The 23,460-nt window shown below is 69.9% G+C and carries 16 protein-coding genes, 1 tRNA gene and 1 pseudogene; 7 read left to right on the forward strand and 11 right to left on the reverse strand.

Annotation, left to right across the window (positions count from 1 at the left end; all coding sequences use genetic code 11):
* Positions 1 to 10 precede the first annotated feature (10 nt).
* Positions 11 to 1,279, forward strand: coding sequence for an MFS transporter (locus ACIOD2_RS35860; protein ID WP_400548480.1), 1,269 nt, complete (start codon positions 11 to 13; stop codon positions 1,277 to 1,279).
* A gap of 11 nt (positions 1,280 to 1,290) precedes the next feature.
* Positions 1,291 to 2,934: a DUF885 family protein gene (locus ACIOD2_RS35865; protein WP_400548483.1), complete on the forward strand. Its 1,644-nt coding sequence runs from the start codon at positions 1,291 to 1,293 to the stop codon at positions 2,932 to 2,934.
* Positions 2,935 to 2,936: 2 nt separating this feature from the next.
* Here the strand turns inward: ACIOD2_RS35865 and ACIOD2_RS35870 are convergent, their stop codons facing one another.
* Together ACIOD2_RS35870 and ACIOD2_RS35875 are read right to left on the reverse strand one after the other, a co-directional pair.
* Positions 2,937 to 4,184: an MFS transporter gene (locus tag ACIOD2_RS35870; protein WP_400548486.1), complete on the reverse strand. Its 1,248-nt coding sequence runs from the start codon at positions 4,182 to 4,184 to the stop codon at positions 2,937 to 2,939.
* Positions 4,185 to 4,221: 37 nt separating this feature from the next.
* Positions 4,222 to 11,376: an amino acid adenylation domain-containing protein gene (locus ACIOD2_RS35875; protein WP_400548489.1), complete on the reverse strand. Its 7,155-nt coding sequence runs from the start codon at positions 11,374 to 11,376 to the stop codon at positions 4,222 to 4,224.
* 968 nt (positions 11,377 to 12,344) lie between these two features.
* Here ACIOD2_RS35875 and ACIOD2_RS35880 point away from each other — a divergent pair.
* Positions 12,345 to 13,739 carry a hypothetical protein gene (locus ACIOD2_RS35880; protein WP_400548492.1) on the forward strand — a complete coding sequence of 465 codons (1,395 nt, stop codon included), beginning with the start codon at positions 12,345 to 12,347 and terminating at the stop codon, positions 13,737 to 13,739.
* Here the strand turns inward: ACIOD2_RS35880 and ACIOD2_RS35885 are convergent.
* The gene (locus tag ACIOD2_RS35885) at positions 13,736 to 13,999 is read right to left on the reverse strand and encodes an NAD(P)-dependent oxidoreductase (protein WP_400548495.1); all 264 of its coding nucleotides are present in this window, start codon (positions 13,997 to 13,999) and stop codon (positions 13,736 to 13,738) included. The two genes, ACIOD2_RS35880 and ACIOD2_RS35885, sit on opposite strands and share 4 nt — an antisense overlap.
* Here ACIOD2_RS35885 and ACIOD2_RS35890 point away from each other — a divergent pair.
* A pseudogene (locus ACIOD2_RS35890) lies at positions 13,988 to 14,338 on the forward strand (integrase); the annotation flags it as partial. The gene ACIOD2_RS35885 and the pseudogene ACIOD2_RS35890 overlap by 12 nt on opposite strands.
* A gap of 76 nt (positions 14,339 to 14,414) precedes the next feature.
* On the opposite strand, the gene ACIOD2_RS35895 reads toward ACIOD2_RS35890, so the two are convergent.
* Positions 14,415 to 14,488 (reverse strand) — tRNA-Leu (locus tag ACIOD2_RS35895).
* Between the two features lie 174 nt (positions 14,489 to 14,662).
* On the opposite strand from ACIOD2_RS35895, the gene ACIOD2_RS35900 reads away from it, so the two are divergent.
* Both ACIOD2_RS35900 and ACIOD2_RS35905 read left to right on the forward strand, forming a co-directional pair.
* Positions 14,663 to 15,277: an ANTAR domain-containing response regulator gene (locus tag ACIOD2_RS35900; RefSeq protein WP_400548498.1), complete on the forward strand. Its 615-nt coding sequence runs from the start codon at positions 14,663 to 14,665 to the stop codon at positions 15,275 to 15,277.
* Between the two features lie 34 nt (positions 15,278 to 15,311).
* A complete protein-coding gene (locus tag ACIOD2_RS35905) occupies positions 15,312 to 15,842 on the forward strand; it encodes a DUF4352 domain-containing protein (RefSeq protein ID WP_400548501.1) in 531 nt (176 codons plus the stop codon).
* Positions 15,843 to 15,884: 42 nt separating this feature from the next.
* Here ACIOD2_RS35905 and ACIOD2_RS35910 read toward each other — a convergent pair whose 3' ends face one another.
* The 5 genes from ACIOD2_RS35910 to ACIOD2_RS35930 all read right to left on the reverse strand — a co-directional run bounded on the left by ACIOD2_RS35910 (position 15,885) and on the right by ACIOD2_RS35930 (position 20,723).
* Positions 15,885 to 16,598: an ABC transporter ATP-binding protein gene (locus ACIOD2_RS35910; protein ID WP_323331221.1), complete on the reverse strand. Its 714-nt coding sequence runs from the start codon at positions 16,596 to 16,598 to the stop codon at positions 15,885 to 15,887.
* Complete coding sequence (locus ACIOD2_RS35915) at positions 16,588 to 17,361, reverse strand: ABC transporter ATP-binding protein (RefSeq protein ID WP_400548504.1); 774 nt, start codon at positions 17,359 to 17,361, stop codon at positions 16,588 to 16,590. The genes ACIOD2_RS35910 and ACIOD2_RS35915 overlap by 11 nt, the downstream gene beginning before the upstream one ends.
* Complete coding sequence (locus tag ACIOD2_RS35920; protein WP_400548507.1) at positions 17,358 to 18,485, reverse strand: branched-chain amino acid ABC transporter permease; 1,128 nt, start codon at positions 18,483 to 18,485, stop codon at positions 17,358 to 17,360. Before ACIOD2_RS35920 ends, ACIOD2_RS35915 begins: the two co-directional genes overlap by 4 nt.
* Positions 18,482 to 19,453, reverse strand: a complete 972-nt coding sequence (locus tag ACIOD2_RS35925; RefSeq protein ID WP_400548510.1) for a branched-chain amino acid ABC transporter permease — start codon at positions 19,451 to 19,453, stop codon at positions 18,482 to 18,484. Before ACIOD2_RS35925 ends, ACIOD2_RS35920 begins: the two co-directional genes overlap by 4 nt.
* A gap of 112 nt (positions 19,454 to 19,565) precedes the next feature.
* Positions 19,566 to 20,723 carry a branched-chain amino acid ABC transporter substrate-binding protein gene (locus ACIOD2_RS35930; protein ID WP_400548513.1) on the reverse strand — a complete coding sequence of 386 codons (1,158 nt, stop codon included), beginning with the start codon at positions 20,721 to 20,723 and terminating at the stop codon, positions 19,566 to 19,568.
* Positions 20,724 to 21,283: 560 nt separating this feature from the next.
* Here ACIOD2_RS35930 and ACIOD2_RS35935 point away from each other — a divergent pair.
* Positions 21,284 to 22,060 (forward strand): alpha/beta hydrolase family protein, encoded by a 777-nt coding sequence (locus tag ACIOD2_RS35935; RefSeq protein ID WP_400548516.1) that lies wholly within the window; start codon positions 21,284 to 21,286, stop codon positions 22,058 to 22,060.
* Here ACIOD2_RS35935 and ACIOD2_RS35940 read toward each other — a convergent pair.
* Entirely contained in the window at positions 22,026 to 22,997 is a 972-nt protein-coding gene (locus tag ACIOD2_RS35940) for a LysR family transcriptional regulator (RefSeq protein WP_400548519.1), read from the reverse strand. The genes ACIOD2_RS35935 and ACIOD2_RS35940 overlap by 35 nt on opposite strands.
* Positions 22,998 to 23,001: 4 nt before the next feature.
* The gene (locus tag ACIOD2_RS35945; RefSeq protein ID WP_400548522.1) at positions 23,002 to 23,442 is read right to left on the reverse strand and encodes a PaaI family thioesterase; all 441 of its coding nucleotides are present in this window, start codon (positions 23,440 to 23,442) and stop codon (positions 23,002 to 23,004) included.
* Positions 23,443 to 23,460 lie beyond the last annotated feature (18 nt).

Genomic DNA, 23,460 nt, shown 5'->3' on the forward strand with positions numbered 1-23,460 from the left:
TTGGACGCCGATGGCCTCGAGCCGAGCTATCCGGGCGGGACAGGCGCCACCGGGACTCCTGCGGCGGGGGCCGACGGCTCCGATCGTCGCGGGCACGCTGATCCTGTGCGTCGGCAAGGGCGCCTGGTTCACCTGCTACGCCTTGTTCTTCACGCGATCGATCGGCCTGTCGACGGCACAGTTCGGGTTCGGCGTCACGCTGGCCGGGCTCGTGGGCATGATCATCGGTGGTCCGCTCGGCTATCTCGCGGACCGGCTCGGCGCCCGCGAGGTGCTCATCTGGATCACGGTGGTGCAGGGCTTCGCCGTGATGTCCTTCGGCGTGATACACCAGTTCTGGGTGATCATCCTGGTGACCTGCGTGACGATCGCCTGCGAGCGTTCGGTTCCCGGCATTCGCACCGCCCTCATCGCCGGCCTGGTGAGCGGCCCCGACCGGATCAGGTCGATCGCCGCGACGAACGCGATGGCCCAGGCCGGCATGGTCGTCGGTGCCGTGATCGGCGCGGTCGTGCTGTCGGTCGACAGCCACGCCGGTTACGTGGCGCTGATCCTCGCCTACGGAACCGTCAACCTCCTCTTCGCGGCGTCGCTGATCAAGCTGCCGCACGTGAGTTCGCTGAAGGACCGCAGGGAGAAGCGCGCCGTCCTGGTGCTGCGTGACCGCCCGTTCCTGACGATCACGATCCTGAACGGCGTCCTGGCACTGAACTGGGGCATGCTCGACATCGGCGTGCCGTTGTGGATCGCGACGCACACCCAGGCCCAGCCCTGGGTCATCGGCGTGCTCATGGGCGGCAACGCGGCCGTCCTCGCGGTGATGATGCGCCGGATCGCCAGGACCGGCGCCACCGTGGCCGGGGCGAGCAGGCTCGGCGTGTGGTCCGGGCTGGCGCTCGCGTGCTCGTGCCTGGTCTACGCGACCAGCTATCACGAATCGAGCCCGATGGTCTACGTCATCCTGATCGCGGGAGGCGTGATCGCCGTCGTCGGGGAACTGCTGTTCATCGGCAGCGGGGTCGGCCTCTCGGTCGGCCTCACGCCCCACGAGGCACACGGCGAATACCAGGGCGTTTTCTCGACCGGTCAGCTGGCGGCCACGATGCTCGCGCCCGCCGTGATGACCACCCTGCTCGTCGCACTGGGTCCGGCCGGCTGGCTCGTGCTGGGCGCCGTCTTCCTGCTGGCCGGGATCGGCCTGCCGGTGGCCGCGCGCTGGGCGGTGACCAGCGCACGGCGGCGGACGTTGGTGGGCGCCGCGCCCGTACCGGGAAACTGAGCGGAGTACAGGTGAACTTGCTCATGTCGGCCCGCGCCGAACTTTCGACGCTGGCGAAGGAGTTCTGGGACTGGCGGCTGGCGACCCAGCCCGACTCCTACGACGACATCACGAGGGTCGAGCGGCCACCCGGCTGGACACCCGACTGGTCACCCGCCGCGATCGCGGCACGACGCGCGGCGTTGTCCGGGTTCGCCGGACGGCACCGCGCGATCGATGTGTCCACAGAGGACATCCCGGTCCAGGTCGACCACCGCCTGCTCGGTTCGGCGGTGGCCCGCGTGCACTGGGAACTGGACCTGTTGCGCGGTTGGCAGCGCAACCCCGGCTTCTACGTGGACCAGGCCCTCGTCCCGGTCTACAACCTGTTGCTCGCACCGGCGCCGTTCGGCACCGAACGCGCGCACACGCTCGTGGCATTGCTGCGCCAGGTCCCGTCGACGCTGAGCCAGGCCACGGCGAACCTCGGCGGCGAGACGGTCGAGTCGTTCGCCGAGCACGCACTGGGCCTCCTCGCGCACGCCGACCAGGACGTCGTGACCGCCATGTCCGCACTGGCGCCGCACCTGCCGGAGGGGTGCCACGCCGACCTGTCCGCGGCGGCCGAAACGGCCAGGACGGCCGTGGTCGCCTACCGCGACTGGCTCCGCCGGCACCGTGACGAGTTCCGGGGCGCGGCGTCGATCGGCCCCGGCGCGTTCGGCTACTTCCTGCACCGGGTCGCGTTGCTGCCGTACCCGGCGACGCGGTTGCTGGCCATGGGCCGGCAGGAGTGGCAGCGGGCGGTCGCTGCCGAAACCCTGCTGCGCAACCGGTACCGGCACAGCCGGCCGCCGGAGCTGCCCGACCTGCCTGCGCTCGTCGCCCGCGAGGACGCGGCCGAACAGGCCGTTCGCCGGTTCCTCGTCGGCGAAGGGATTCTCGGGCAGCCCGCCGGCCTGCGCCGGTACCGGTTCGCGCCCATGCCGGACTACCTGGCGCCCCTGACGTGGCTCGGCGTCCCGCACCACGCGTCGGGCCAGAGCCGACCGGGCGAGGACGCGCTGCGTTACGTGACCGATCCCGGCCCGGACCTGCCGTACTTCCCCCTCGCCGACGCCCGTGATCCCCGCTGCGGCATCATCCACGAAGGCGTGCACGCGCAGCAGCTCGCGTTGTCCTGGCGGCATCCCGACCCGATCCGCCGCCACTACTACGACTCCACGCCCAACGAGGGCGTCGCGTTCTACAACGAGGAGCTGATGCTCCAGTCCGGGTTGCTGGACGACGAACCCACCAGCGCCCTGTTCGTGGCCAACGCGATGCGCCTGCGCGCGCTGCGGGTCGAGGTGGACGTCGGCCTCGCCGTCGGTGAGCTCACCCTCGCGCAGGCCGCGGACCAGCTGGCCGAGCGGGTGCCGATGGACCGCGCGACCGCCGTGGCCGAAGCCGCGTTCTTCGCGGGCAACCCCGGTCAGGGCCTGAGCTACCAGATCGGCAAGCTCCAGATCCTGGAGTTGCTCAACGACTGCGTGCGAGAGCAGGGGAGTGCCTTCGACCTGATGGCGTTCCACGACCGGCTCTGGCTGGAGGGCAACGTACCCCTTGCCTTGCAACGCTGGGAGCTGCTCGGCCTGCGCGACCAGGTCGACGCCGCCGACCGGCTCGCGTCGTAGGCTCACGCCGCCTCCGGCAGCTCCTCCGTCTTGACGGCAGGCGGGTACAGGCGAGCCAGCCGGCGTGAGGTCCACTGCGCCGCCGGTCCGATGAGGACAGCGGCACCCAGGAACAGGCCGCCGAGCGCACTCCAGCCGAACAGGCCGAACGTGAGCACCAGCCACGTGGCGAACGCGGGTCCGAGGATGGACTGCGCGGCCAGGCTCATCTCCAGCCCGGCGAGGTACTCGCCCTGCGCCTGCTTCGGCGCGAGTTCGTAGAACAAGCCCCAGGCCGCGCCGGACTGCACCATTTCGCCCACGGTCAGCAGCACGACCGAGACGGCGATCAGCAGCACGCCGGGGACCATGGGGAGGTCCTTGGACAGACCGGCGATCACACACCCGGCCACCAGCACCGCGGCCGCCCACCGGGCGAGCCGGATGCTGCCGGCCAAGGACTCGGACCCCCGGCTCAGCCGGACCTGGAACACCACGACCAGCACGGTGTTGACCATCAGCAACACGCTGATCAGAGGCGCCGGCGCGCCCATCGGCCCGAGGATCCACAGCGGTACCACGACGTTGATCAGTGTCGTGTGTATGGTCAGCATCGCGTTGAGCGCCGTGGTCAGCAGGAACGGCACGTTCCGCAGGGCCGTGAACGACCGGCGGGCCGTCGCCGCGACGACGGCCCTGATCTCCGGCAGGCCACGGATCACCAGCAGCTCCAGCAGCACGAACGCCGCGTCGCCGATCGGCAGGGCGTAGTACGCGGGCATCGTGTCGATCGCGAGCGCCAGCCCGGCGAACGCGGCACCCACGGTGAAGCCGAGGTTGCTGAGCGAACGCACCTGCGCCCGCAACCGGATCCGGCGCTCCGCGGTGGTGATCGTCGAGACGAGGGCGGAGCTGGCCGGCCCCTTGCCGAACCCGGTGGCCGACGCCAGGCAGGCCGCGACGGTGAACGCCGCGAACGAACCGGCCAGCGTGTAGGAGAGCAGCGCGAGCGCGTCCACCAGGCACAGCACCATCATGACGCGCCGCGGGCCGAACCGGTCGGCGACCCGGCCCAGCGTGCTGGCGCCGAGGAAGCCCGCGATCCCCGCCGCGGACAGCGCCAAGCCGACCTGCTGCGGTGACAGGCCGACCACGCGCAACGCGAACACCGTCGTCCCGGTGATGAACAGCCCGTCGCCGATCGAGTCGAGGAAGATCGCCAGTGCGTACCGGCGCTCGTTGCCCCTCGCGGGGACCAAGTCCTCGCGCATGCGCCGCAAGGCGCTCCTGAACACCATCGTGGTTCCCCTAGTCCTTCGCGGTACGTTTCAGCTCCGCGTCGACGACCGGGCCGATTTCGGCCAGCGGCCCCTTACTCATCATTTCCCCGTGATGACAGTCGATCGGGAGTTCCGTGAGGCTTCCGGCCAGCGGCCGCCAATCGTCCACAGGGGACGAACCGGTTTCCCGGTCGCGCTGCGCGGTCAGGTAGAGCACGTGCCCGTCGAACCTCTTCGGACGCGTCGCCGTCACGAGCCGCTGCACCTGCAGCGCCGCGTCGACCAAGGTTCCGGCGTCGACGTCGACCACGTCCGCCAGGTCGACGCCGAGATCCTGGGTGATCGTGTCGGTGATCTCCGCTCGCCCGGCCGTCCCGCCGAGATCCACGTACGAGTCGAGCAGGACCAGCGTGCCGACGGTTTCCCCGAGGTCGCGCAGGCGTACGGCGACTGCGTGCGCCACGTTGCCACCGGCCGACCAGCCGAGCAGGTGGTACGGCCCGCTCGGGCGCACCCGCCGGATCTCGCCGACGTAGTCGTCCACCAGTTCGGCCAGTGCGGTGGGCAGCCGGGCGGGCTCACGGATGCCCCGCACCTGGAGGCCGTGGACGGGCCGGTCCGGCAGGTAGCGGCGCAGTCCGGCGTAACACCAGCTCAACCCGGCCAGCGGTGGCAGGCAGAACAGCGGCTCTCCGGCCCCTTCCGCCCGGATCGGCAGGAGGACGTCGAAGGCACCGCCGGTGCTGCCGGGGGCGTGCAACCACGAGGCCAGCCCGGCGGGCGTGGGCAGTTCGAAGAGGGTCCGCACGGTCGGCGCCACGCCGAACTCGGCCCGCAGGCGGGCGATCAACCGGGTGGCGAGCAGCGAATGCCCGCCCAGCTCGAAGAAGTTGTCGTCGGCACCGACGTCCTCGACCTCGAGCACCTCGGCGAACACGTCGGTGATCACGCGCTCGGCCGGCGTGCCCGGCGCCCGGCGCGTCACCGAGGCGAACGCGGGCGCGGGCAACGCCGACCGATCCAGCTTTCCGCTGGTGTTGCAGGGAATCCGGTCGATCACGGTGATCGCGGCGGGCACCATGTAGGAGGGCAGTGAACGCGCGGCGACGGCGCGCAGGCCGGCCACGTCGAGCGTCGCGCCCGGCCGGGCCACCACGTACCCGGCGAGCTGCAGGTCACCCGGCCGGTCCTCCCGGTCGACGGTCACCGCCGCCGCGACATCCGGGTGCGCGGCCAGCACCGCGTCGATCTCACCCAGTTCGATGCGGAACCCGCGGATCTTCACCTGCTGGTCGTTGCGGCCGAGGTACTGGAGGGTGCCGCCGGGCTGCCAGCGCACGAGGTCCCCGGTCGCGTACATCCGGTCACCCGCCGGGCCGAACGCGTCCGGCAGGAACCGTTGCGCGGTCAGTTCGGGCCGGCGGAAGTAGCCCCTCGCCACGCTCGCACCGGCCAGGTACAGCTCGCCGGCGACGCCGGGCGGCACGGGCCGGAGGCCGGGGCCGAGCACGTAGGCGCGGGTGTTGGCGACGGGTGTGCCGAGGGTGACCGCCCGGCCGGCCACGATCCGCGCGGACACCGTGTCGACCGTGCATTCCGTCGGCCCGTAGTAGTTGTACGCGGCGGTGCGCGGTGCGGCGGCGAGCTCGTCCCACAGCTGCTGGTCGATCGCCTCGCCGCCGACCATGACCATGGCCGGCGGACGGCGGGCCGGGTCGAGCAGCCCGGCCGCGATGAGCGGCTTGGCGTAGGACGGCGTCAGGTCGAGGAAATCGATCTCGTGGGCCACGACGTACTCGACCAGCGCAGCCGGGTCGGCCCGCACGTCCGCGTCGATCACGTGCAGCTCGTGCCCGGCGATCATCCAGAGGACCTCGTCCCACGACGTGTCGAACGAGAACGACGCCGTGACGGCGACGCTGATCGGGCCTGCCGCGCGGGAGAACAGGGTCCGCCGGTGTTCGGCGAACAGGTTGGCCAGGTTGCGGTGCTCGACGACGACTGCCTTGGGGACGCCGGTCGAGCCGGACGTGTAGATGAGGTACGCGGCATGAGACGGGTCGATCGCCGTACCGAGATCGGCCGCGTCCGTCCCCCTCAGGCGCTCGGCGGTCGCCGGATCGTCCAGGACGACGCACCGGACGTCGCCGAGCTCGCCGGCCAGGGCGAGGTTCGTGATCACCAGCGCCGGCTCGGCGTCGGCGAGCATGTGCGCGATCCGGTCGTCCGGCAGATCCGGGTCGACCGGCAGGTAGGCCGCACCGGCCTTGAGGATCGCGAGGATCGACACCACGATGTCGGCCGTGCGGGGCAGTACGACGGCGACCCGTTCCTCGGGACCCACTCCGGGCAGGAGCCGGGCCAGCTGGTTGGCTCGCGCGTTCAGCTCCGCGAACGTCCACCGCGTGCCCACGCCGACCAGGGCGGTGGCGTCCGGGGTGAGCCGCGCCTGCCGCTCGAACACGTCCACGACGGTCCCGGCGGGAACGTCCAGCGCCGTGTCGTTCCACTTCGTCAGGATCAGGGACCGATCCGCCGCGGACAGCAGTTCGAGCTCGCCGATCGGGGTGTCCGGCGCGGCGGCGCAGGCCGTCAGCAGTGCTTCGAGGTGCGCGAGGAAACGTCGTGCCGTCGAGGCGTCGAACAGGTCCGTGTTGTACTCCAGCCGGCACGAAAGCCCACCGGCGCGGTCGGACACGTCGAGCGCGAGGTCGACCTGGGCCATCGCCATGTCGACGTCCTGGCCCGCCACGCCCAGCCCGTCCATCGGCACGTCCGCGTCCCCGCCGAGGAGGTTGAACATCACTTGGAACAGGGGGTTGCGGCTGGGATCGCGCGGCCGCCGCAGGTCGTCGACCAGCTGGTCGAACGGGAGCTCCTGGTGCGCCAGTGCGCCCCGCGTCGACTCCCGCACCCGCTCCAGCAAGGCCGCGAAGGACAGGCCGGGGTCCAGTTCGTTGCGCAGCACCAGGGTGTTCACGAAGAACCCGACGACGTGCTCCAGCTCGACCCTGGCGCGGCCGGCCACCGGTGTGCCGACGCAGATGTCCTCCTGGCCGGTGTAGCGGTGCACCAAGGCCGTCAACGCGGCGAGCAACGTCATGTACAGCGTCGCCTGGCGGTCCAGCCCGAGCCGGCGCACCCGGTCGGACAGGTCCGGCGGGAGGTCACGGACGACAACGGCCCCGGCGTAGCTCTGCTGCGCGGGCCGAGGGCGATCGGTGGGCAGGTCGAGATCCACCGAGCCGGCCAGCCGGTGGCGCCAGTACTCGAGATCAGCCGTCGTGTCCTGCTGGTACGCGGCGAAATCGGCGTACTGGAGCGCGGGCTCGGGCAGCGGTGACGGTTCGCCCGCACGGTAGGCGTTGTAGAGCGTGGCCAGCTCGGCACAGATGATGTCCAGCGACCACCCGTCGGAAATGATGTGGTGCTGACACAGGGCCAGCACGTGCGTCGTGGCCGCCACGCGGAACAACGTGGCCCGGAACAGCGGGCCCGCCGCGAGGTCGAAGGGGCGCCGCAGATCGTCGCGCAGCATCCCCTCGAGCCCGGCCTCCGAGGTGTCCACGATGGACAGGTCGACCGGCTCGGCGGGCAGCACCACCTGCACCGGCTCACCGTCGCGGAGCGGCAGCACCGTGCGCAGAGCCTCGTGCCGGCGCACGATTTCGGTCAACGCCGTGGTGAGCGCGCGCTCGTCGAGTTCCCCGGTGAGCCTGAGGACGAGCGGAAGGGAGTACGCCGCGGCCGGGTCGAACTGGTCGAGGATCCACAACCGGCGCTGCCCGGGAACGAGCGGTACCGGATCATCCGGATGCGGCCGAGGTGCCACCGTCGCACCCCTCGGTCCGGCACCGCCGCGCACGGCGGCCGCGAGCCCGGCCACCGTCGGGTTGTCCAGGACCAGGTCGAGGGGGAGATCGGCGTCGAACAACGCGCGCAACCGGGCGGCGAGCCGCGTCGTCAGCAGCGAATGCCCGCCCAGTTCGAAGAAGTCGTCGTGCACCCCGATCCGCTCGACACCCAGCAGCTCCCGCCACACGGCGGCGATCGCCACCTCGGCCTCGTTGCGTGGAGCGGCGAAGTCCGCCGTCTCGACCGGTTCTTCCTCGACCCGTCGTTCGGCCGCGGGCCGGGGCGCCTCGTCCAGCAGCCACCACCGGTTCTCGCGCCAGGCGTACCACCCGCCCCAGGCGCCCACCGGCGCCTCGCCGGGCGGCGCTTCGCCGCCGAGATCCAGCACGGTCACGAAATCGGGCGCGGCCGCACGCGCCTCGTCCACCGTGACCGGGTCGGCCGCGCCGACGAGCACCAGCCGGATCCCGACGGAGCCGCACGCCCGCGCCAGTGCTTCCCCCACGGCGACACCGGGTCCGGCCACGACGACGGGGGAGACCGCCCCGTCCCGGGACACGGCCGTGACCGCACTGTCTACTTCGGACGGGCGAATCGCGCCGAACCACGCCGACCCCTGGCCGAGCGACCGCACCACGCCCGGGGCGGGCACGTCGCCGATGGTCAGCACCGCGTCGTGCCGCAGCCCGGACCGGCTCGCCGCCCGCGCGATCGGCCGCTCGCACCTGACCGGCTCGAACGGATGCGGCGGCAGCGCGGTACGGCGCGGCTGGCCGTCCTCGAACAACCCGTCGACACCGGCCTCGAACCCCCGCTCCCACAGGCGGGCCAGCGCGGACAGCACACCGGCCTCCTCGGGATCGCCCGAGCGCCCGGCCAGGGGCACGGCCAGCCGTTCGGGCGTCCAGGCCGGATGCGCGCGGAGCATGCGGGTCATCGTCTGGCCCGGCCCCAGCTCCAGGAACACCTGGCTCGGACCGGCCAGCAGCGCCTCGGCGCAGTCCGCGAGGCGAACCGTGCTGCTCAGCTGGTCCACCCAGTAGCCGGCGTCGGCGACCTGGGCCGGCTCGGCGAGGCCGCCGGTCAGGTTCGACAGGAACGGCACCGTGGGGACCCCGTGCGGCGTCGCGGCGACCGCACGGCCCAGCCGTCGCGCGGCGGGCTGGATCCGCGGCGAGTGGAAGGCCCGGTCCGTGTCCAGCAGTCTGCTGTCGGCCGTCCCGTAGCGCCGCAGCGCGGCCATCGCCACCTCGACGGCCGGCGGCGGCCCGGCGAGCACGGTGTGCACGGGACCCGCGACCGCGACGGACAGGCCGGGATGGGCCTCGAGCAGGTCCCGCACGTGCTCGGCGGGCGCGGCCGTGCTCAGCATCAGCCCCGGTTCGGTGTCCCGCATCGCCAGCCCGCGCTCGTGGATCAGCCCGAGCGCGTCCGAGGGCTGCCACAGCCCGGACACCGTCGCCGCCACGTACTCGCCGACGCTGTGTCCCAGCATGGCGGCGGGCTGGACGCCGAACTGGAGGAACTGCCGAGCCAAGGCGTAGCCGATCGAGAACAGCGCCAGTTGCTGGTGGGCCGTGTCGCGCAACCACGCGGTGTCACAGTCGGGTCGCAGGGCTTGGGCCAGGTCCACGGCGAACCGCTCGCGGGCCAGGTCGGCCAGCTCGTCGAAGGTCTCGCGGAACGCCGGGAGCAGCCGGTGCGCCGAGGCCCCGAACCCGGCCCGCAGCGTGCCCTGCCCGGGAAACAGGAACGCGGCCTGGGTGCCCGTACCGGCCCGGCGAGCCGGCGGACCGTCCCGCAGCGCGGCCGACACCTCCGCGCGATCGGTCGCCACCACCGCGATCCGGTGCGGGAAGCGTCGCCGTCCCTGAGCCAGGGTCCACGCCACGTCCTCGGCCGTCTGGTCGTCCTCGGCGGGCTCGGCCAGTGCCTCGGCGACGTCGGACCCCAGCCGCTCCAGCGCCTTCGGCGTGGCCGCGGACAGGCAGAACACGCGTGGCTTGCGCTGGATGCTTCGTCGGGACGCGACCGGCGCCGACTCCAGGATCGCGTGCGCGTTCGTACCGCCCATGCCGAACGAACTGACCCCGGCGAGCAACGGCCCGTCGGCCGGCAACGGCTCGACCGTGGTCGCGATCCGGAACGGGCTGGACTCGAGTTCCAGCTCGGGGTTCGGCCTGCGGTAGTGCAGGGTGGGCACCAGGTGCCGGTTCTTCAGCACCAGTGCGGCCTTGATCAGCCCGGCGACGCCGGCCGCGGCGCCGGTGTGCCCGATGTTGCCCTTCGCCGACCCCAGCCAGCAGTACCCGACACCGTCGGTGGACTCGCGGAACGCGGACGTGAGCGCCGCCAGCTCGACCGGGTCACCCACCTTCGTGCCGGTGCCGTGCGCCTCGACGTAGTGGATGTCGGCCGGGTCCACCCCGGCGACGGCCTGCGCGAAGCCGATCACCTCGCGCTGCCCGGCGATGGACGGGGCGACGTAGCCGATCTTCTGGCCGCCGTCGTTGTTCACGGCCGAGCCGCGCAGCACCGCGATGATCCGGTCACCGTCGGCGAGGGCGTCCTCCAGCCTGCGCAGCACCACCACGCCGACCCCGCTGCTGAACACGGTGCCGCTGGCATCGGCGTCGAACGGGCGGCAGTGGCCGTCCGCCGACACGACGCTGCCCTCCTGGTAGAGGTAGCCGTTGGCCTGGGGCAACCACAACGCGACGCCACCGGCGAGTGCCGCGTCGCACTCGTGGTTGGTGAGGCTCGAGGCCGCCTGGTGCACCGCGACCAGCGCCGTGGAACACGCCGTCTGCACGGTGATCGCGGGCCCGCGCAACCCGAGTTTGTAGGCGACCCGGGTGGCCAGGAAGTCCTTCTCGTAGCCGACCATCGCGGCCACCTCGTCCGCCGGGTCCACGAGGTCCTGGTTCACCCGGTCGGACCCGGCGAAGACACCCAGCCAGCCGGGGAACCGCTGCGGGTCGATGCCCGCGTCGTCCAAAGCCGCGGAGCACGCTTCCAGGAACACGCGCTGCTGGGGGTCCATCCCGGCCGCCTCGGCCGGGCTGTAGCCGAAGAACGCGTGGTCGAAGCACTCACCCTGCTCGATCAACCCGCGCACGGGCACGTAGTCGGGATGCCTGGCCACCTCGACCGGCACCCCGGCGGCGATGACGTCGTCCAGCCGGAACCGGCTGATCCCCTCGACCCCGGTACGCAGGTTGTGCCAGTACCGGCGGGCGTCCCCGGCCCCGGGCAACCGACACGAAAGCCCGACGATCGCGATGGCAGGCGCATCGGCCTCCTCGGCGTGGCCGTCAACGTCGCTCATCCACTTGCCCCTAACGCCGAACAAAATCCGCACGTCCGTCTACACGGGATACTTCGCATCGATACGTCGAGTATCCCGCGCGACCATTCACGACCGACATCTCCGAAGATGCCTTTCGGCAATACGGAGAAAGGCACGACCGGAGATGGTTCACGACGAGCAGCAGCAGGTTTGTGATCACACCCGCCGAGCCCGCTCTACCTGCGGAGTGCGAAGACCTCGTCGCTCAGGCTGAACACCGACCCTCGGACTCCAGGGAGTGCGCTCATTCGCCGATCACCTGGCGAGCCTCCGCCATGGGCACCGCGTCTTGCCATCGCTGCGCACGCGGCGGTAAAAATGTCGGTTCCGGTCGTTTTGGACCCACCTCGTGGCGTTCTTCGCTGTCATGTATTACGCGGCTCTCCGCCCGGAAGAGGCGGCCGTGCTGCGCAAGGCGAACTCACACTCCCCGGGAAAGGGTGGGGAGCGCCGAGAGCGTCGCCACCGCCATCGACGGCGATCCTGCACGCCCAACCGGCCTGGCGTCGGCAGCTCACAGCCAGATCGAGAAGGCGCTCGACTGGCGAGGGTGGAGGGCCGGGCACAGCCGGACCAGACAAGTGCGGCCCCTGGCCAGATAATGCCTGGTCATGGGCCGCTTTCTGCTGGTGCTCGCGAGTGCCCCCAGTGAGATTCGAACTCACACTGGAAGGGTTTGAACGGATCATGGAACTGATCTCTGACCTGCATAAGTCGTGCTCATTGGCCGCCAGCGGGGCGCCCAGGGGGTGACGTGCTGGTGAGGTGAGAGCTGTCGACCTTCTCGGCGTTCGTTCGTCAGTTCGAGTTGATCAACAGGTAGGGGACGTCCTGGCCTATCGACACCACATGTTGTGTCGATGCCACGACTTAACTGGCATTCGGGTTAGAATGAGGATCGCCACGTCCTGACTCGGTGCTCGTGGTCACCACGATGCGAGGTGCTGATGTCGAAGAGCAAGAAGGACAAGAAGAGCGGCAATAAGAGTCCGGTCGTCGAAAGTTCAGCTAAATCGGTTGTCGACGACGGTCGTGCTCACGACAGGGTGTCCGAGCCTTTGGTGGCCAAGCGGAAGTTTGATGAGCTAGCCGGACCGACGCTGGCCGCGATGGCTGGCTCGACGTTGTCGGAGAAGCCGGCGTGGATGGGTGCGCTTGGCTCGGTCTCCAGCCTGTTCGACGCGAAAGCTGGTGTTGGGTCGCTGCCGGGGGTTGCGACCGGCTCGGCGGGCGTGCTTGCTGCGATGGCCTCTGCAAACGGGTTCGGAGGGGTGCATCCGGCGTTGCGCGACGTCAACAAGGTGGCGGGCGCGGGATCGGTGCTTGCAATGGCGGCGTCGGCATCTTCTGGCCGGTTTCTAGCTGCGGCAAAGCCCGTAGGATCTTCGCACGTGCTCGGGGCCTTGGCGGGGCTGCGCGCGCTCAGCTCTGTGTCCAGCCTGTTCGACGTAAAGGCTGAGGCAGCCGTGTGGCCGGGGTTGGCGACGAGCTCACTGTCGGCTCTCGCTGCAACGGCGGGGCCTGCCTTGTCGGATCGGAGTTTCAGTGCCTGGACGGTGTCGCCGGAGAAGTTGTCGCCGGGTTGGGCGGGCGCTGTGAGCGCGGTGGCGGGCTTAGTTGCTGGGAAGTTCGGCGCGGGTGCGATGGGCGTTAGCGGAGCTGGCGTGGGATCGATATTGGCCGCGATGGCTGGCTCGACGTTGTCGGAGAAGCCGGCGTGGATGGGTGCGCTTGGCTCGGTCTCCAGCCTGTTCGACGCGAAAGCTGGTGTTGGGTCGCTGCCGGGGGTTGCGACCGGCTCGGCGGGCGTGCTTGCTGCGATGGCCTCTGCAAACGGGTTCGGAGGGGTGCATCCGGCGTTGCGCGACGTCAACAAGGTGGCGGGCACAGGGGCTATGTTCGCCGCGATGACGGGGTCAACGCTCTCGGAGAGGTCGGGCGCGCTCGGTTCGGTGTCCAGCTTGTTCGATGCCAAGGCTGGTGTCAGCTCGACGAGCTTCCGGGGCGTCGAGGCGATAGCAAGTGCTTTGGCGGCGCAGCAAGACTCATATCCGAGAATGGCCTCTGAGCCGTTGGACTCAACCGCCTTCAGTGATGTCCTGCTGCCGCAGGAAGGCGTTCTTGGTGAACCGCCCGAAATTATTCGGATGCGAGTTCCGGTTGGTCTCCGGAGGGCTGCGCCATCGCTGCTTTTGTTGGTCCTGCTCCAGGTTGGCGCTGTGATGCAGATTGGAGCTCCGCAGTGGCTAGACAGTCTAGGCAAGATCTTCGGGTTTGCTGTCGACGGGCTTGAACTGTACTTGGTCCTACGAGTGCTCTGGCACTTGAATCAGCGAGACTAGTTCCGTTGCTGTCCATTGCGACAACCGTCAGATTGGTGGCGTAGCGCTGCGTTCGGTGGAACCTTACCCACGAGGAATATTGTGACTTGGTCGACTGCCACTTTGTAGCAGAGCGCATTGGTGCCAGGCACGGTTCGTGCGGAATGTGGGCTTATGATGGCGCCGGGGCAATTCTTGAGTGGGTGGTCCTTGGGAAGCGGCTCTGGCCCTGTCACGTCAAGTGCGGTTCGCAGTCGCCCTGCTCGAATCTGCACAGCCACCTGAACACGCTCGGCACGGCGGCCGATGGCCGGCTGTTCCGAAACCTGACTGGGGGAGACCTCGCGGAGTCCACCATCGGCCGGGTGTGGGACAAGGCACGGAAGAGCGCGCTCTCAGAGGACGAGTACGGCTCGCCGCTGGCTAAGCGTCCGTACGACCTCCGACACGCGTGTGTGTCCACCTGGCTGGCCGCTGGCGTGCCGTCTGCCCAGTGCGCGGAGTGGGCTGGGCACTCAGTGGCTGTCCTACACCAGATCTACGCCAAGGTCATCGCCGGCGGGGGGATCGCGGGGGCGCATAGGGGGCGGAGGGCCGTAGACGGCCGGACAGCCCCGGACACAGCCGGACCGGACAAGTGCGGCCCCGGTCCAGGTACCGCCTGGTCAGGGGCCGTGTTCTGCTGTTACTCACAAGTGCCCCCGGTGAGATTCGAACTCACACTGGACGGGTTTTGAATCCGTTGCCTCTGCCAGTTGGGCTACGGGGGCTTGGCATGGTGACTCTACGGGATCACCGGACGCCGCCCGTGTTCGGGGGCTGGGGTGTCGCGCTGGCCACTACGTGGTGAACGCCATCTCTTGAACTGGATCGTTCCCGGTAGGCTTCAGGCTTCGCGGAACGCCGCGAAACGAACGTTCCGCCGAGTCTTCAGGAGGACCCCGGTGACCGATCAGGCTACCGAGGCCAACGGTGCCGCCACCGTGCCGCAGCGTCGGGTGCTCGTTGCGGAGGACGAGGCGCTCATCCGGCTGGACCTCGTCGAAATGCTGCGCGAAGAGGGCTACGAGGTGGTCGGTGAGGCAGGGGATGGCGAACAGGCCATCGCGCTGGCCACCGATCTCAAGCCCGACCTCGTGATCCTCGACGTCAAGATGCCCAAGCTGGACGGCATCGAGGCCGCGTCCAAGATCACCAGTGACCGGATCGCCCCCGTGGTGATCCTGACCGCTTTCAGCCAGCGTGACCTCGTCGAACGGGCGCGGGACGCGGGCACCATGGCCTACCTCGTCAAGCCGTTCGCGAAGCGTGACCTCGTGCCGGCGATCGAGCTGGCCGTCAGCCGGTTCTCGGAGCTGCAGGCTCTCGAGGCCGAGGTGGCCGGGCTCACCGACCGGCTCGAGACGCGGAAGGTCATCGACCGCGCCAAGGGCCTGCTGATGAGCCGGCAGGGCCTCACCGAGCCGGATGCCTTCCGGTGGATCCAGCGCACCGCGATGGACCGCCGGACCACGATGAAGGCCGTCGCCGAGGCGGTCGTCGAAAGCATCGGCACCTAGCAGGACCGGCGGCCGGCGGGGCAGAATCACCCTGGTGAGACTGCTCCTGCCGGCCGTTGCCGTCCTGATGCTCCTGAGCGGCTGCGCAAGCGCCGAGCCGAGCACACCACCCGCGCCGGCGACCTATGAACTGCCGCCACGCCCGGTGCGGCCCGACGAGACCGCCCTCAAGGTGCCGCCCGCCAAGAACGGGGACACCGAGTTCACCCTGATCGGCTTCGCCGCGGGCCTGCCGAGCATCACCGGCAGCCACACCGAGATGCTCGCCAAGGGCCAGTACGTCCGGCTGCGGCTCGTCGTGACCAACACCGGCACCTCGAGCGTCCTGTTCGACACGATGCGCCAGCTGCTGGTCGACGACAAGGGTGCCACCCACCCGCCGGACGAGCAGGCCATGCTGATCAAGCGCCAGCCCGCCCAGTTCGACCTCGGGCACAGCGTGCGCGTCGAGTTCGACCTCTACTGGGACATCCCGAAGGACCGCAAGCCGGTCAGTCTCCGGGCCTTCGGCGGCCCCACCATCACCGACATGAAGAACGTCAACGGCACCGACATCAAGATATGAGAAAGGGGCCCGGTCCGAAGACCGGGCCCCTTGAAAACAATCTCAGACGCCCAGGTCGCCACCGAGGTAGGCGGCCCGGACCTTCGGGTCGTTCAGCAGCTCGGCCCCGGGTGCGCTCTGGACCACGCGGCCCGTTTCGAGCACGTACGCGCGGTCCGAGAGCTTCAGCGCCTGCTGGGCGTTCTGCTCGACCAGCAGCACCGTGGTGCCGCGCTTGTTGATCTCGCGGATGATGTCGAAGATCTGCGCGATCAGCATCGGCGCCAGGCCCATCGACGGCTCGTCGAGCAGCAGCACCTTCGGCTTCGTCATCAGCGCGCGGCCGATGGCGATCATCTGCTGCTCGCCGCCCGACATCGTGCCGCCGAACTGCGTCTTCCGCTCGTTGAGCCGCGGGAACAGCTCGTAGACCTCGTCGAGGTCGGCCTGGAGGTCGTCCTTGCGGGTGTAGGCACCCATCAGGAGGTTCTCCTGCACCGTCATGCCGGGGAACACGCCCCGGCCTTCCGGTGACTGGCCGATCCCGAGCAGCACGCGCTTGTGCCCCGGGGTCTTCGAGATGTCCTGGCCGTTGAACAGGATCCGGCCGCTGGTGAGCGGACGCAGTCCCGAGATCGTCTTGAGCGTCGTGGTCTTGCCGGCGCCGTTGGCGCCGATGAGGGAGACGATCTCACCCTCGTCGACCTGGATGCTCATGCCCTTGAGGGCCGCGATCTTGCCGTAGTGGACGTTGATGTCCTCGACCTCAAGAAGCATCTTCGGACACCCCCAGATACGCCTCGATCACCTTCTGGTTGTTCTGCACCTCGTGCGGCAGCCCTTCTGCGATCTTCTGGCCGAAGTCGAGCACGGCCAGCCGGTCGCTGATGTGCATGACCAGGCCCATGTCGTGCTCGATCAGCAGCACGGTGCGGCCGTCGTCCCGGATCTTGCGGATCAGCGCCTGCAGGGCGTTCTTCTCCGCGGGGTTCATGCCCGCGGCGGGCTCGTCGAGCAGGAGCAGCTTCGGGTCGGTGGCGAGGGCCCGCGCGATCTCCAGGCGGCGCTGGTCGCCGTAGGAGAGGTTCTTCGCGACGTTGTGCTCGACCCCGCCGATGCCGACGAACTCGAGCAGCTCACGCGCCCGCTCCCGGCCGTGCTTCTCTTCCTTGCGGTGCCACGGCAGGCCGAGCGTCGCGCCGATCGCGCCCGTCTTGTGGTGCGCGTCGACGCCCACCATGACGTTCTCCAGCGCCGACATGTTGTGGAACAGCCGGATGTTCTGGAACGTCCGGGCGATGCCGCGCTTGGTGACCTTGAAGCGCTTCATGCCGTCGATGCGGTCGCCGTCGAAGCGGACCTGGCCCTCGGTCGGCTGGTAGACGCCGGTGACCACGTTGAACACCGTGGTCTTGCCCGCGCCGTTCGGGCCGATGAGGGCGAAGATCTCGCCTTCGTTGATGCTGAGGTTGACCTCGCGCAACGCCGTGACGCCGCCGAAGCGCATGGTCACGTTGTCGAATTCGAGCAGCCCGCTCACTTCGTCACCTCCGCCGAAGCCTCGGAGTCGGGGCCGGCCACTTCCGCGCCCATGGCGCCCATGCCGCCGGTTCCTTCCCGTAGTTCGGCCTTGCGCTGCCGCGACGGCAGCAGGCCCTCCGGCCGCAGCGCCATCATCAGCACCAGCACGGCGCCGAAGATGAGGACGCGGTAGTCGTTGAACTGCCGGAACCGCTCCGGCAGCCACGCGATCACGAACGCACCGAGGATGACGCCGGGGAGGTTGCCCGAGCCGCCCAGCACGACCGCGGCCAGGATGGTCGCGGACAGGATGAACGGGAAGTTGTTCGGCTCGATGAACACGGCCTTGCTCGCGTAGATCGTGCCGGCGAACCCGCCGATCATGGCGCCGATGGCGAAGGCGAGGAGCTTGAACTTGAACGTCGGCACGCCCATCAGCTCGGCCGCGTCCTCGTCCTCGCGGATCGCCGCCCACGCCCGCCCGACCCGGCTCTTGGTGAGCCGCACCGAGAAGACGATGACGAGCACGATCGCCACCACCATCAGGTAGTAGTACGGCGCCGGGTCGAGGAAGAACTCCATGCCGAACAGCGGCTCGGGGTGCGGGACGTTCGTGATGCCGCGCGCGCCGCCGATGCCGTCGGTGTTGTTCGCCGTGATCCGGACGATCTCACCGAAGCCGAGTGTCACGATGGCCAGGTAGTCACCGCGCAGCCGGAGCGTCGGGGCGCCGAGGATGACGCCCGACACCGAGGCCAGGAAGATGCCCAGCAGCACCGTCGGCCAGAACGACCAGCCGTAGGTCGTGCCGATCGAGGCCCACGTGTAGGCGCCGATCGCGAAGAACGCGACGTACCCGAGGTCCAGCATGCCCGCGTGGCCGACCACGATGTTCAGGCCGACGGCCAGCAGGATGTACGTGCCGACCGGGAAGATCAGCACCGTCGTCCAGTCCGAGTACGGGGACATGAACGACCCGATCCACGGTGCGGGCAGGATCAGGACCAGGACGATCAGTGCGATGTAGACGCCGTAGCGCTGCCAGTGCGGCGCGTCGGCCCACCAGTCGCGCATGCCGTCGATGGGGTGGAAACCCTTCCGGGCGCGGGTTTCGTTCTGTTCAGCCACTCCGTCGCCTTTCATGCGCGTGCCCGCTGCAGGGATTCACCGAGGATGCCGGTGGGCCGGAGCATGAGCACGAGGACGAGGACCACGAACGCGGTGACGTCCTTCCACTCGGAGCCGAGGAAGATCGAGCTCCAGTTCTCGACCAGGCCCAGCACGATGCCGCCGAGCAGGGCGCCGCGCAGGTTGCCGATGCCGCCGAGCACGGCCGCGGTGAACGCCTTGATCCCGAGCAGGAAGCCGACCCGGTAGTCGGTGTTCTCGTATTCCATGACGTAGAGCGCCGCGGCGACACCGGCCATCGCCCCGCCGAGCAGGAACGTGATCCGGACGATGCGGTCGATGCTGACGCCCATGAGGACGGCGGCTTCGGGGTCCTGGGCGGTCGCCCGGATGCCGCGGCCGATGCGGGTGCGGCTGACCAGCTGGTCGAGCACCACCATCACGACGACGGCGGCGATGACGACGAAGACGTGGTCGGTGCGCACGACGCCGTTGCCGATCCGGAACAGCTCCTCGTGCGGCACGAACCGGGGCGCGTTCTGCTGGACCTTGCCCGCCTTGTCCGACAGCGCGGGGATGATCAGGAGGCCGAACAGCTCCTGCAGGAACAGGGAGGCGCCGATCGCGGAGATCAGCGCGGCGAGGCGGGTCGCGCCCTTCTTGCGCAGCGGCCGGTAGGCCAGCTGCTCCAGCACGATGGCCGAGCCACCGGACACCGCCGCCGACGAAACCGCGATGAGCAGGAGGATGCCGATCATCCCGAGCACGCCGACGGTGATCGGGGCGGTGCCGCCCGCGACGGCGATGAGGATGAACAGGGACGTCATCGTCCCGATCATGAAGATTTCGGAGTGCGCGAAGTTGATCAGCCGCAGCACGCCGTAGACCATCGTGTAGCCGAGGGCGATGAGAGCGTAGATGGAGCCGGCTACCAGGCCGCCGATGGTGCTGCCCAGAAACTGGCTCTGCAGATCTTGGAACATGACGTAGTTGCCTTACCTGACGGGGCGAGGATGGTCGCCACATTGGCGGGGAGCGGGGGTGCTGTGCCCGTGCACAGCACCCCCGCTCCCGTTAGGTGTTTCTCTAGCTCCGTCAGCCGGTGATCTTGGCTTCGGTCGAGGCGCCGAGGTTCTTGATGACCCCGCCGACGACCTGGTAGACGTAGATCGCGTTCGTCTGCGGCTCGCCGTTGTCCTTGAACTTGATCTGCTTCGACGCGCCCTTGAAGTCCTCGGTCTTCAGGAAGTCGTTGATCTTCTCGCCGGTGGTGTTGCCCGCCTTGACCGCGTTGATGATGGCGGTCGCGGCGTCGTAGCCCTCGGTCGCGTAGATCGCCGGGTCGACGTTGAACTTCGCCTTGTACTTGGTGGCGAACTCGTTGCCCGGGGCACCCGCGTCGGGGATGTTGCACGGGCAGCCGACGACGGCGCCTTCGGCGGCCGCGGCACCCGCACCCGAGACCAGCTGCGGGTCGAGCGAACCGTCACCGGTGGCGAAGGTGGCCTTCACGCCGCCGTCGCGGAGCTGCTTGAGCAGACGGCCGGCCTGGGCGTAGTAACCGCCGTAGGTGATGACGTCCGGGTTGGCGGCCTTGACCTTCTGCACGGTCGACGAGTAGTCCGACGCGTCCTTGGCGAACTTGTCGCGCTCGGTCGTGATGCCCTTGTCCTTGAAGGTCTTCTCGAACGCGTCGGCCAGGCCGACGCTGTACTCCTGGTCGTCCGAGATGACGTAGGCGTTCTTCGGCGACTTCGCCGTGATGAGGAAGTTCGCGATGCCGGGGCCCTGGTCGTTGTCGTTCGCGACGACGCGGTGCCAGTACTTCCAGCCGTTCGCGGCCAGGCCCGGGTTGGTCGCCGACGGCGACACGCTCGGGACCTTGCCCTGCTCCAGGACACCGCCGACGGCCTTCGACTCACCCGAGAAGGCGGGGCCGATGAGCGCGGTGATCTTGTCCGTGCCGATCGCGGTCTGCACGAGCGAGGTGGCCTGCTCCGGCTTGCCCTGGCTGTCGTAGTTCTTCAGCTCGAGCTTGACCGAAGGATTCGTGGCGTTGTACTCGTCGATGGCGAGCTTGGCGCCGTTGTTGGGCGGGATCACGATCCCGGAGTTCTCACCGGTCAGGTCGCCCATGAACCCGATCTTCAGCGTGCTGCTGTCACCGCTGCCCGACGAGCTGCTGCCGCCGGCACAGCCCGCCAGCGCAAGCGACGTCGCCGCCGCGAGGGCGAGAACCCGTCCAAAACGCACTCCTGACACCGACTACCTCCCATGACCAACCACCGCCGGTAGGCGTTGCCCCCGACACAGGGGCTAGGTTAGGGCAGGAAGATATCCCTCTCGCCCGTCTTGTGCACAGGCGGCCTCACTACTCTGTGTCCACATCGTGACGATCGCAACCGACACGAATTGCACGAAAAGGCGAACGACGTTTCGTTACAGCTCGTCCCTGGTCACGCAGCGATGCTAAGCATCCGGGCGCGTTATGCGAATGGGTGACGTCCGTGTTTCCACAGTATGTCATCGCCCATTTCGACGGCCGGTGCGTGGCCGGTTTCCCCGGTGACCCGCTGTTCACCCTGGCGCGGGCCCTTCGGGCCGGGCACCGCCGTAGGGATGCACCTTACGTCCGGTTCGGGCGGCCGGGTGGAGCGACCCCGCCTCGCGGCCGGTGAGGTCTGCCCGAAAGGACGTCCGGCCGGGAACGGCTGTCACAACCATCGGTTGTCGTGGGCGCCCGAACGGCTGTTGGACCCACCCCGCCGTCCCGCGGTTCGCTGGGGGCAGACCGAGGGACAAGGGAGAACCAGATGCGTGAAGCAATAGAGGGTGTCGCCGCCGGGGTGCCGTTCGTGGCCTTGCCGCCGGCGGACGCGGACGCGCCGGCGGCTCTGCTGGCGGGCTGGCACCTGATGGAGGTGCCCGCGAGCGAGCAGGCCTTCGCCGAAGCGGTGCCGATGGCCGGGCTGAGGGCGTGGCGGGTGTACCTCGGCCTGCCGCTGACCGGGGCCCGGCTGCCGGACGGCGGTCCGGCGGAGCTGTTCCGGCTGGCGAGCGAGGACGCCGTGCTCAACGTCTTCGAACCTGTCACCGAGCAGGCCGTGGCGGAGTTCCCCGCGGCCCTGGCCGCACTGCGGGACCGGCTGCCGGGCGCGGACGGCCCGCTCGGCGTCTTCGGCGGCTCGGCGGGCTCGCTGGTGGCACTCGAGGTGCTCGCTCGCGGGGACGTCGCCGTCGAGGCCGCGGCGGTGGTCAGCCCGGTCGCCCGGCTGGCGCCGGTGATCGGCCGCAACGAGCGGCTCTTCGACGTCACCTACCCGTGGTCGCCGCGATCCCGGGCGGTCGCCGACCACTACGACTTCGTGCGCCGGGCCGGTGAGCTGACCACGCCACTGCTGATCGTGGCGGGCGAAGCGGACGACGCCGCGGTGCGGGAGCCCGCGAGGGCGTTGCGCGAGCGGCTCGGCGACCGCGCGGAACTGGTGGAGGTCGCAGCGATGGCGCACGAGTTCGCGCCGGGGTCACCGGAAGCGAAGCACGTCGACGCGGCGTTCACGGAGTGGTTCGGACGGCGGTTGCGAGGCTGAGGTCGTCCGCCGGCAGCCAGGAGCGCTCCGGGTCGTAGGCGCACCAGCCCTCTTCACGGCTGGTGCGCCCGGCCAGCGCCAGCAGCCGCCGCAGCGCCGGGTGCGCCTTCCCGCGCCGCCACACCAGCGACCACGGGAACAGCGGCGACGGCTCGAACGGCAGCACCTTCAGGTTCAGGTCGGGCGCGAGCTCCATGTCCGCGCCGGCGAGGGTGACGCGCCGCTTGCCGTACCGGGTCTGCTCCAGGGTGTGCCGCAGGTCGTAGCTGACGCCGGAGTCGTCGATCGGCACGCCGAACCGCCCGCACAGCTCCGCCACGTACGAGAGCCATTCGCCGGGCCCGCTGTGCCCCGGCAGCCAGATCCCGTCGGCGCGCAGCTCGTCGAGGCGCAGGACGTCCAGCACGGCCAGCGGGTGTTCCGGGGCGAGCAGCGCGACCAGCGGCTCCAGCCGGATCGGCCGCTGCTCCAGCTCGTCGGGCAGCGGCCGGCCGCAGCCGGTGACCCGGCCGATCGCGACGTCCAGCTCCCCGGACAGCAGCGGCTCGACGGCGTTGGCGAACCCGCGGCCGGCGGCCCGCTCGATCCGCAGCTCGGGATCCCGCTCGGCGAGCCGGCGCAGCAGGAACATCGGGGACAGCCGGAAGTCGACGACGTCCAGGCGCAGCGGCCGGTCGTCGGCGCCCATCGCGGCCACCGCCGCGTCGGCCACCCGCAGCAGGTCCCGGGCGTGCGGGAGGAACCGCTCGCCGTCGGCGGTCAGCTCCACCGTGCGGTTGGTGCGCAGGAACAGCGGGACCGCGAGCGCGCTCTCGAGCCGCCGGATCCGCTTCGACAGCGCCTGCTGGGTGAGGAACAGCGCCTGCGCGGCGCGGCCGAAGTGCCGCTGCTCCGCGGTGACGACGAAGGCCCGCACCTGGGCGATGTCGAGGTCCACCGGCTCAGGCGCCCGGCGGTGCGTCCCGGACGACGCAGGTGAGCCGCGCGGTGCAGGTGCGACGGCCCTCGTCGTCGGTCAGCACGATCTCCGCGGTGATGGTGCCGCGCCCGACGTGCAGCGGGGTCGCCACCCCGGTGACCTTGCCGGAGCGGACGGCCCGGTGGTGGGTGCACGACAGCTCGAGCCCCATCGCCGCGCGGCCGGGGCCGGCGTTCAGCGCGGCGACCGTGGAGCCCAGTGCTTCGGCGAGCACGGCGTTGGCGCCGCCGTGGAGCAGGCCGTAGGGCTGGAGGTTGCCCTCGACCGGGATCGTGCCGACCACGCGTTCGGGCGTCACTTCGACCAGCTGCATCCCGACCTTGTCGTTCAGCTGCTGGTCGGCGGCCGCCGGGTCGATACCCGCCAGCCGGTCCACGTCGATGTGGGCGGCACCATCGGTCACGCAACGCTCCTCTGCTGA

Source organism: Amycolatopsis sp. NPDC088138, assembly GCF_044741685.1.
Taxonomy (GTDB): domain Bacteria; phylum Actinomycetota; class Actinomycetes; order Mycobacteriales; family Pseudonocardiaceae; genus Amycolatopsis.

Bases quoted from the DNA above. Each gene is read 5' to 3' on its own strand.
- ACIOD2_RS35925 (WP_400548510.1), bottom strand. From the start codon at position 19,453: ATGTTCCAAGATCTGCAGAGCCAGTTTCTGGGCAGCACCATCGGCGGC.
- ACIOD2_RS35920 (WP_400548507.1), bottom strand. From the start codon at position 18,485: ATGAAAGGCGACGGAGTGGCTGAACAGAACGAAACCCGCGCCCGGAAG.
- ACIOD2_RS35910 (WP_323331221.1), bottom strand. From the start codon at position 16,598: ATGCTTCTTGAGGTCGAGGACATCAACGTCCACTACGGCAAGATCGCG.
- ACIOD2_RS35875 (WP_400548489.1), bottom strand. From the start codon at position 11,376: ATGAGCGACGTTGACGGCCACGCCGAGGAGGCCGATGCGCCTGCCATC.
- ACIOD2_RS35870 (WP_400548486.1), bottom strand. From the start codon at position 4,184: ATGCGCGAGGACTTGGTCCCCGCGAGGGGCAACGAGCGCCGGTACGCA.
- ACIOD2_RS35935 (WP_400548516.1), top strand. From the start codon at position 21,284: ATGCGTGAAGCAATAGAGGGTGTCGCCGCCGGGGTGCCGTTCGTGGCC.
- ACIOD2_RS35880 (WP_400548492.1), top strand. From the start codon at position 12,345: ATGTCGAAGAGCAAGAAGGACAAGAAGAGCGGCAATAAGAGTCCGGTC.
- ACIOD2_RS35860 (WP_400548480.1), top strand. From the start codon at position 11: ATGGCCTCGAGCCGAGCTATCCGGGCGGGACAGGCGCCACCGGGACTC.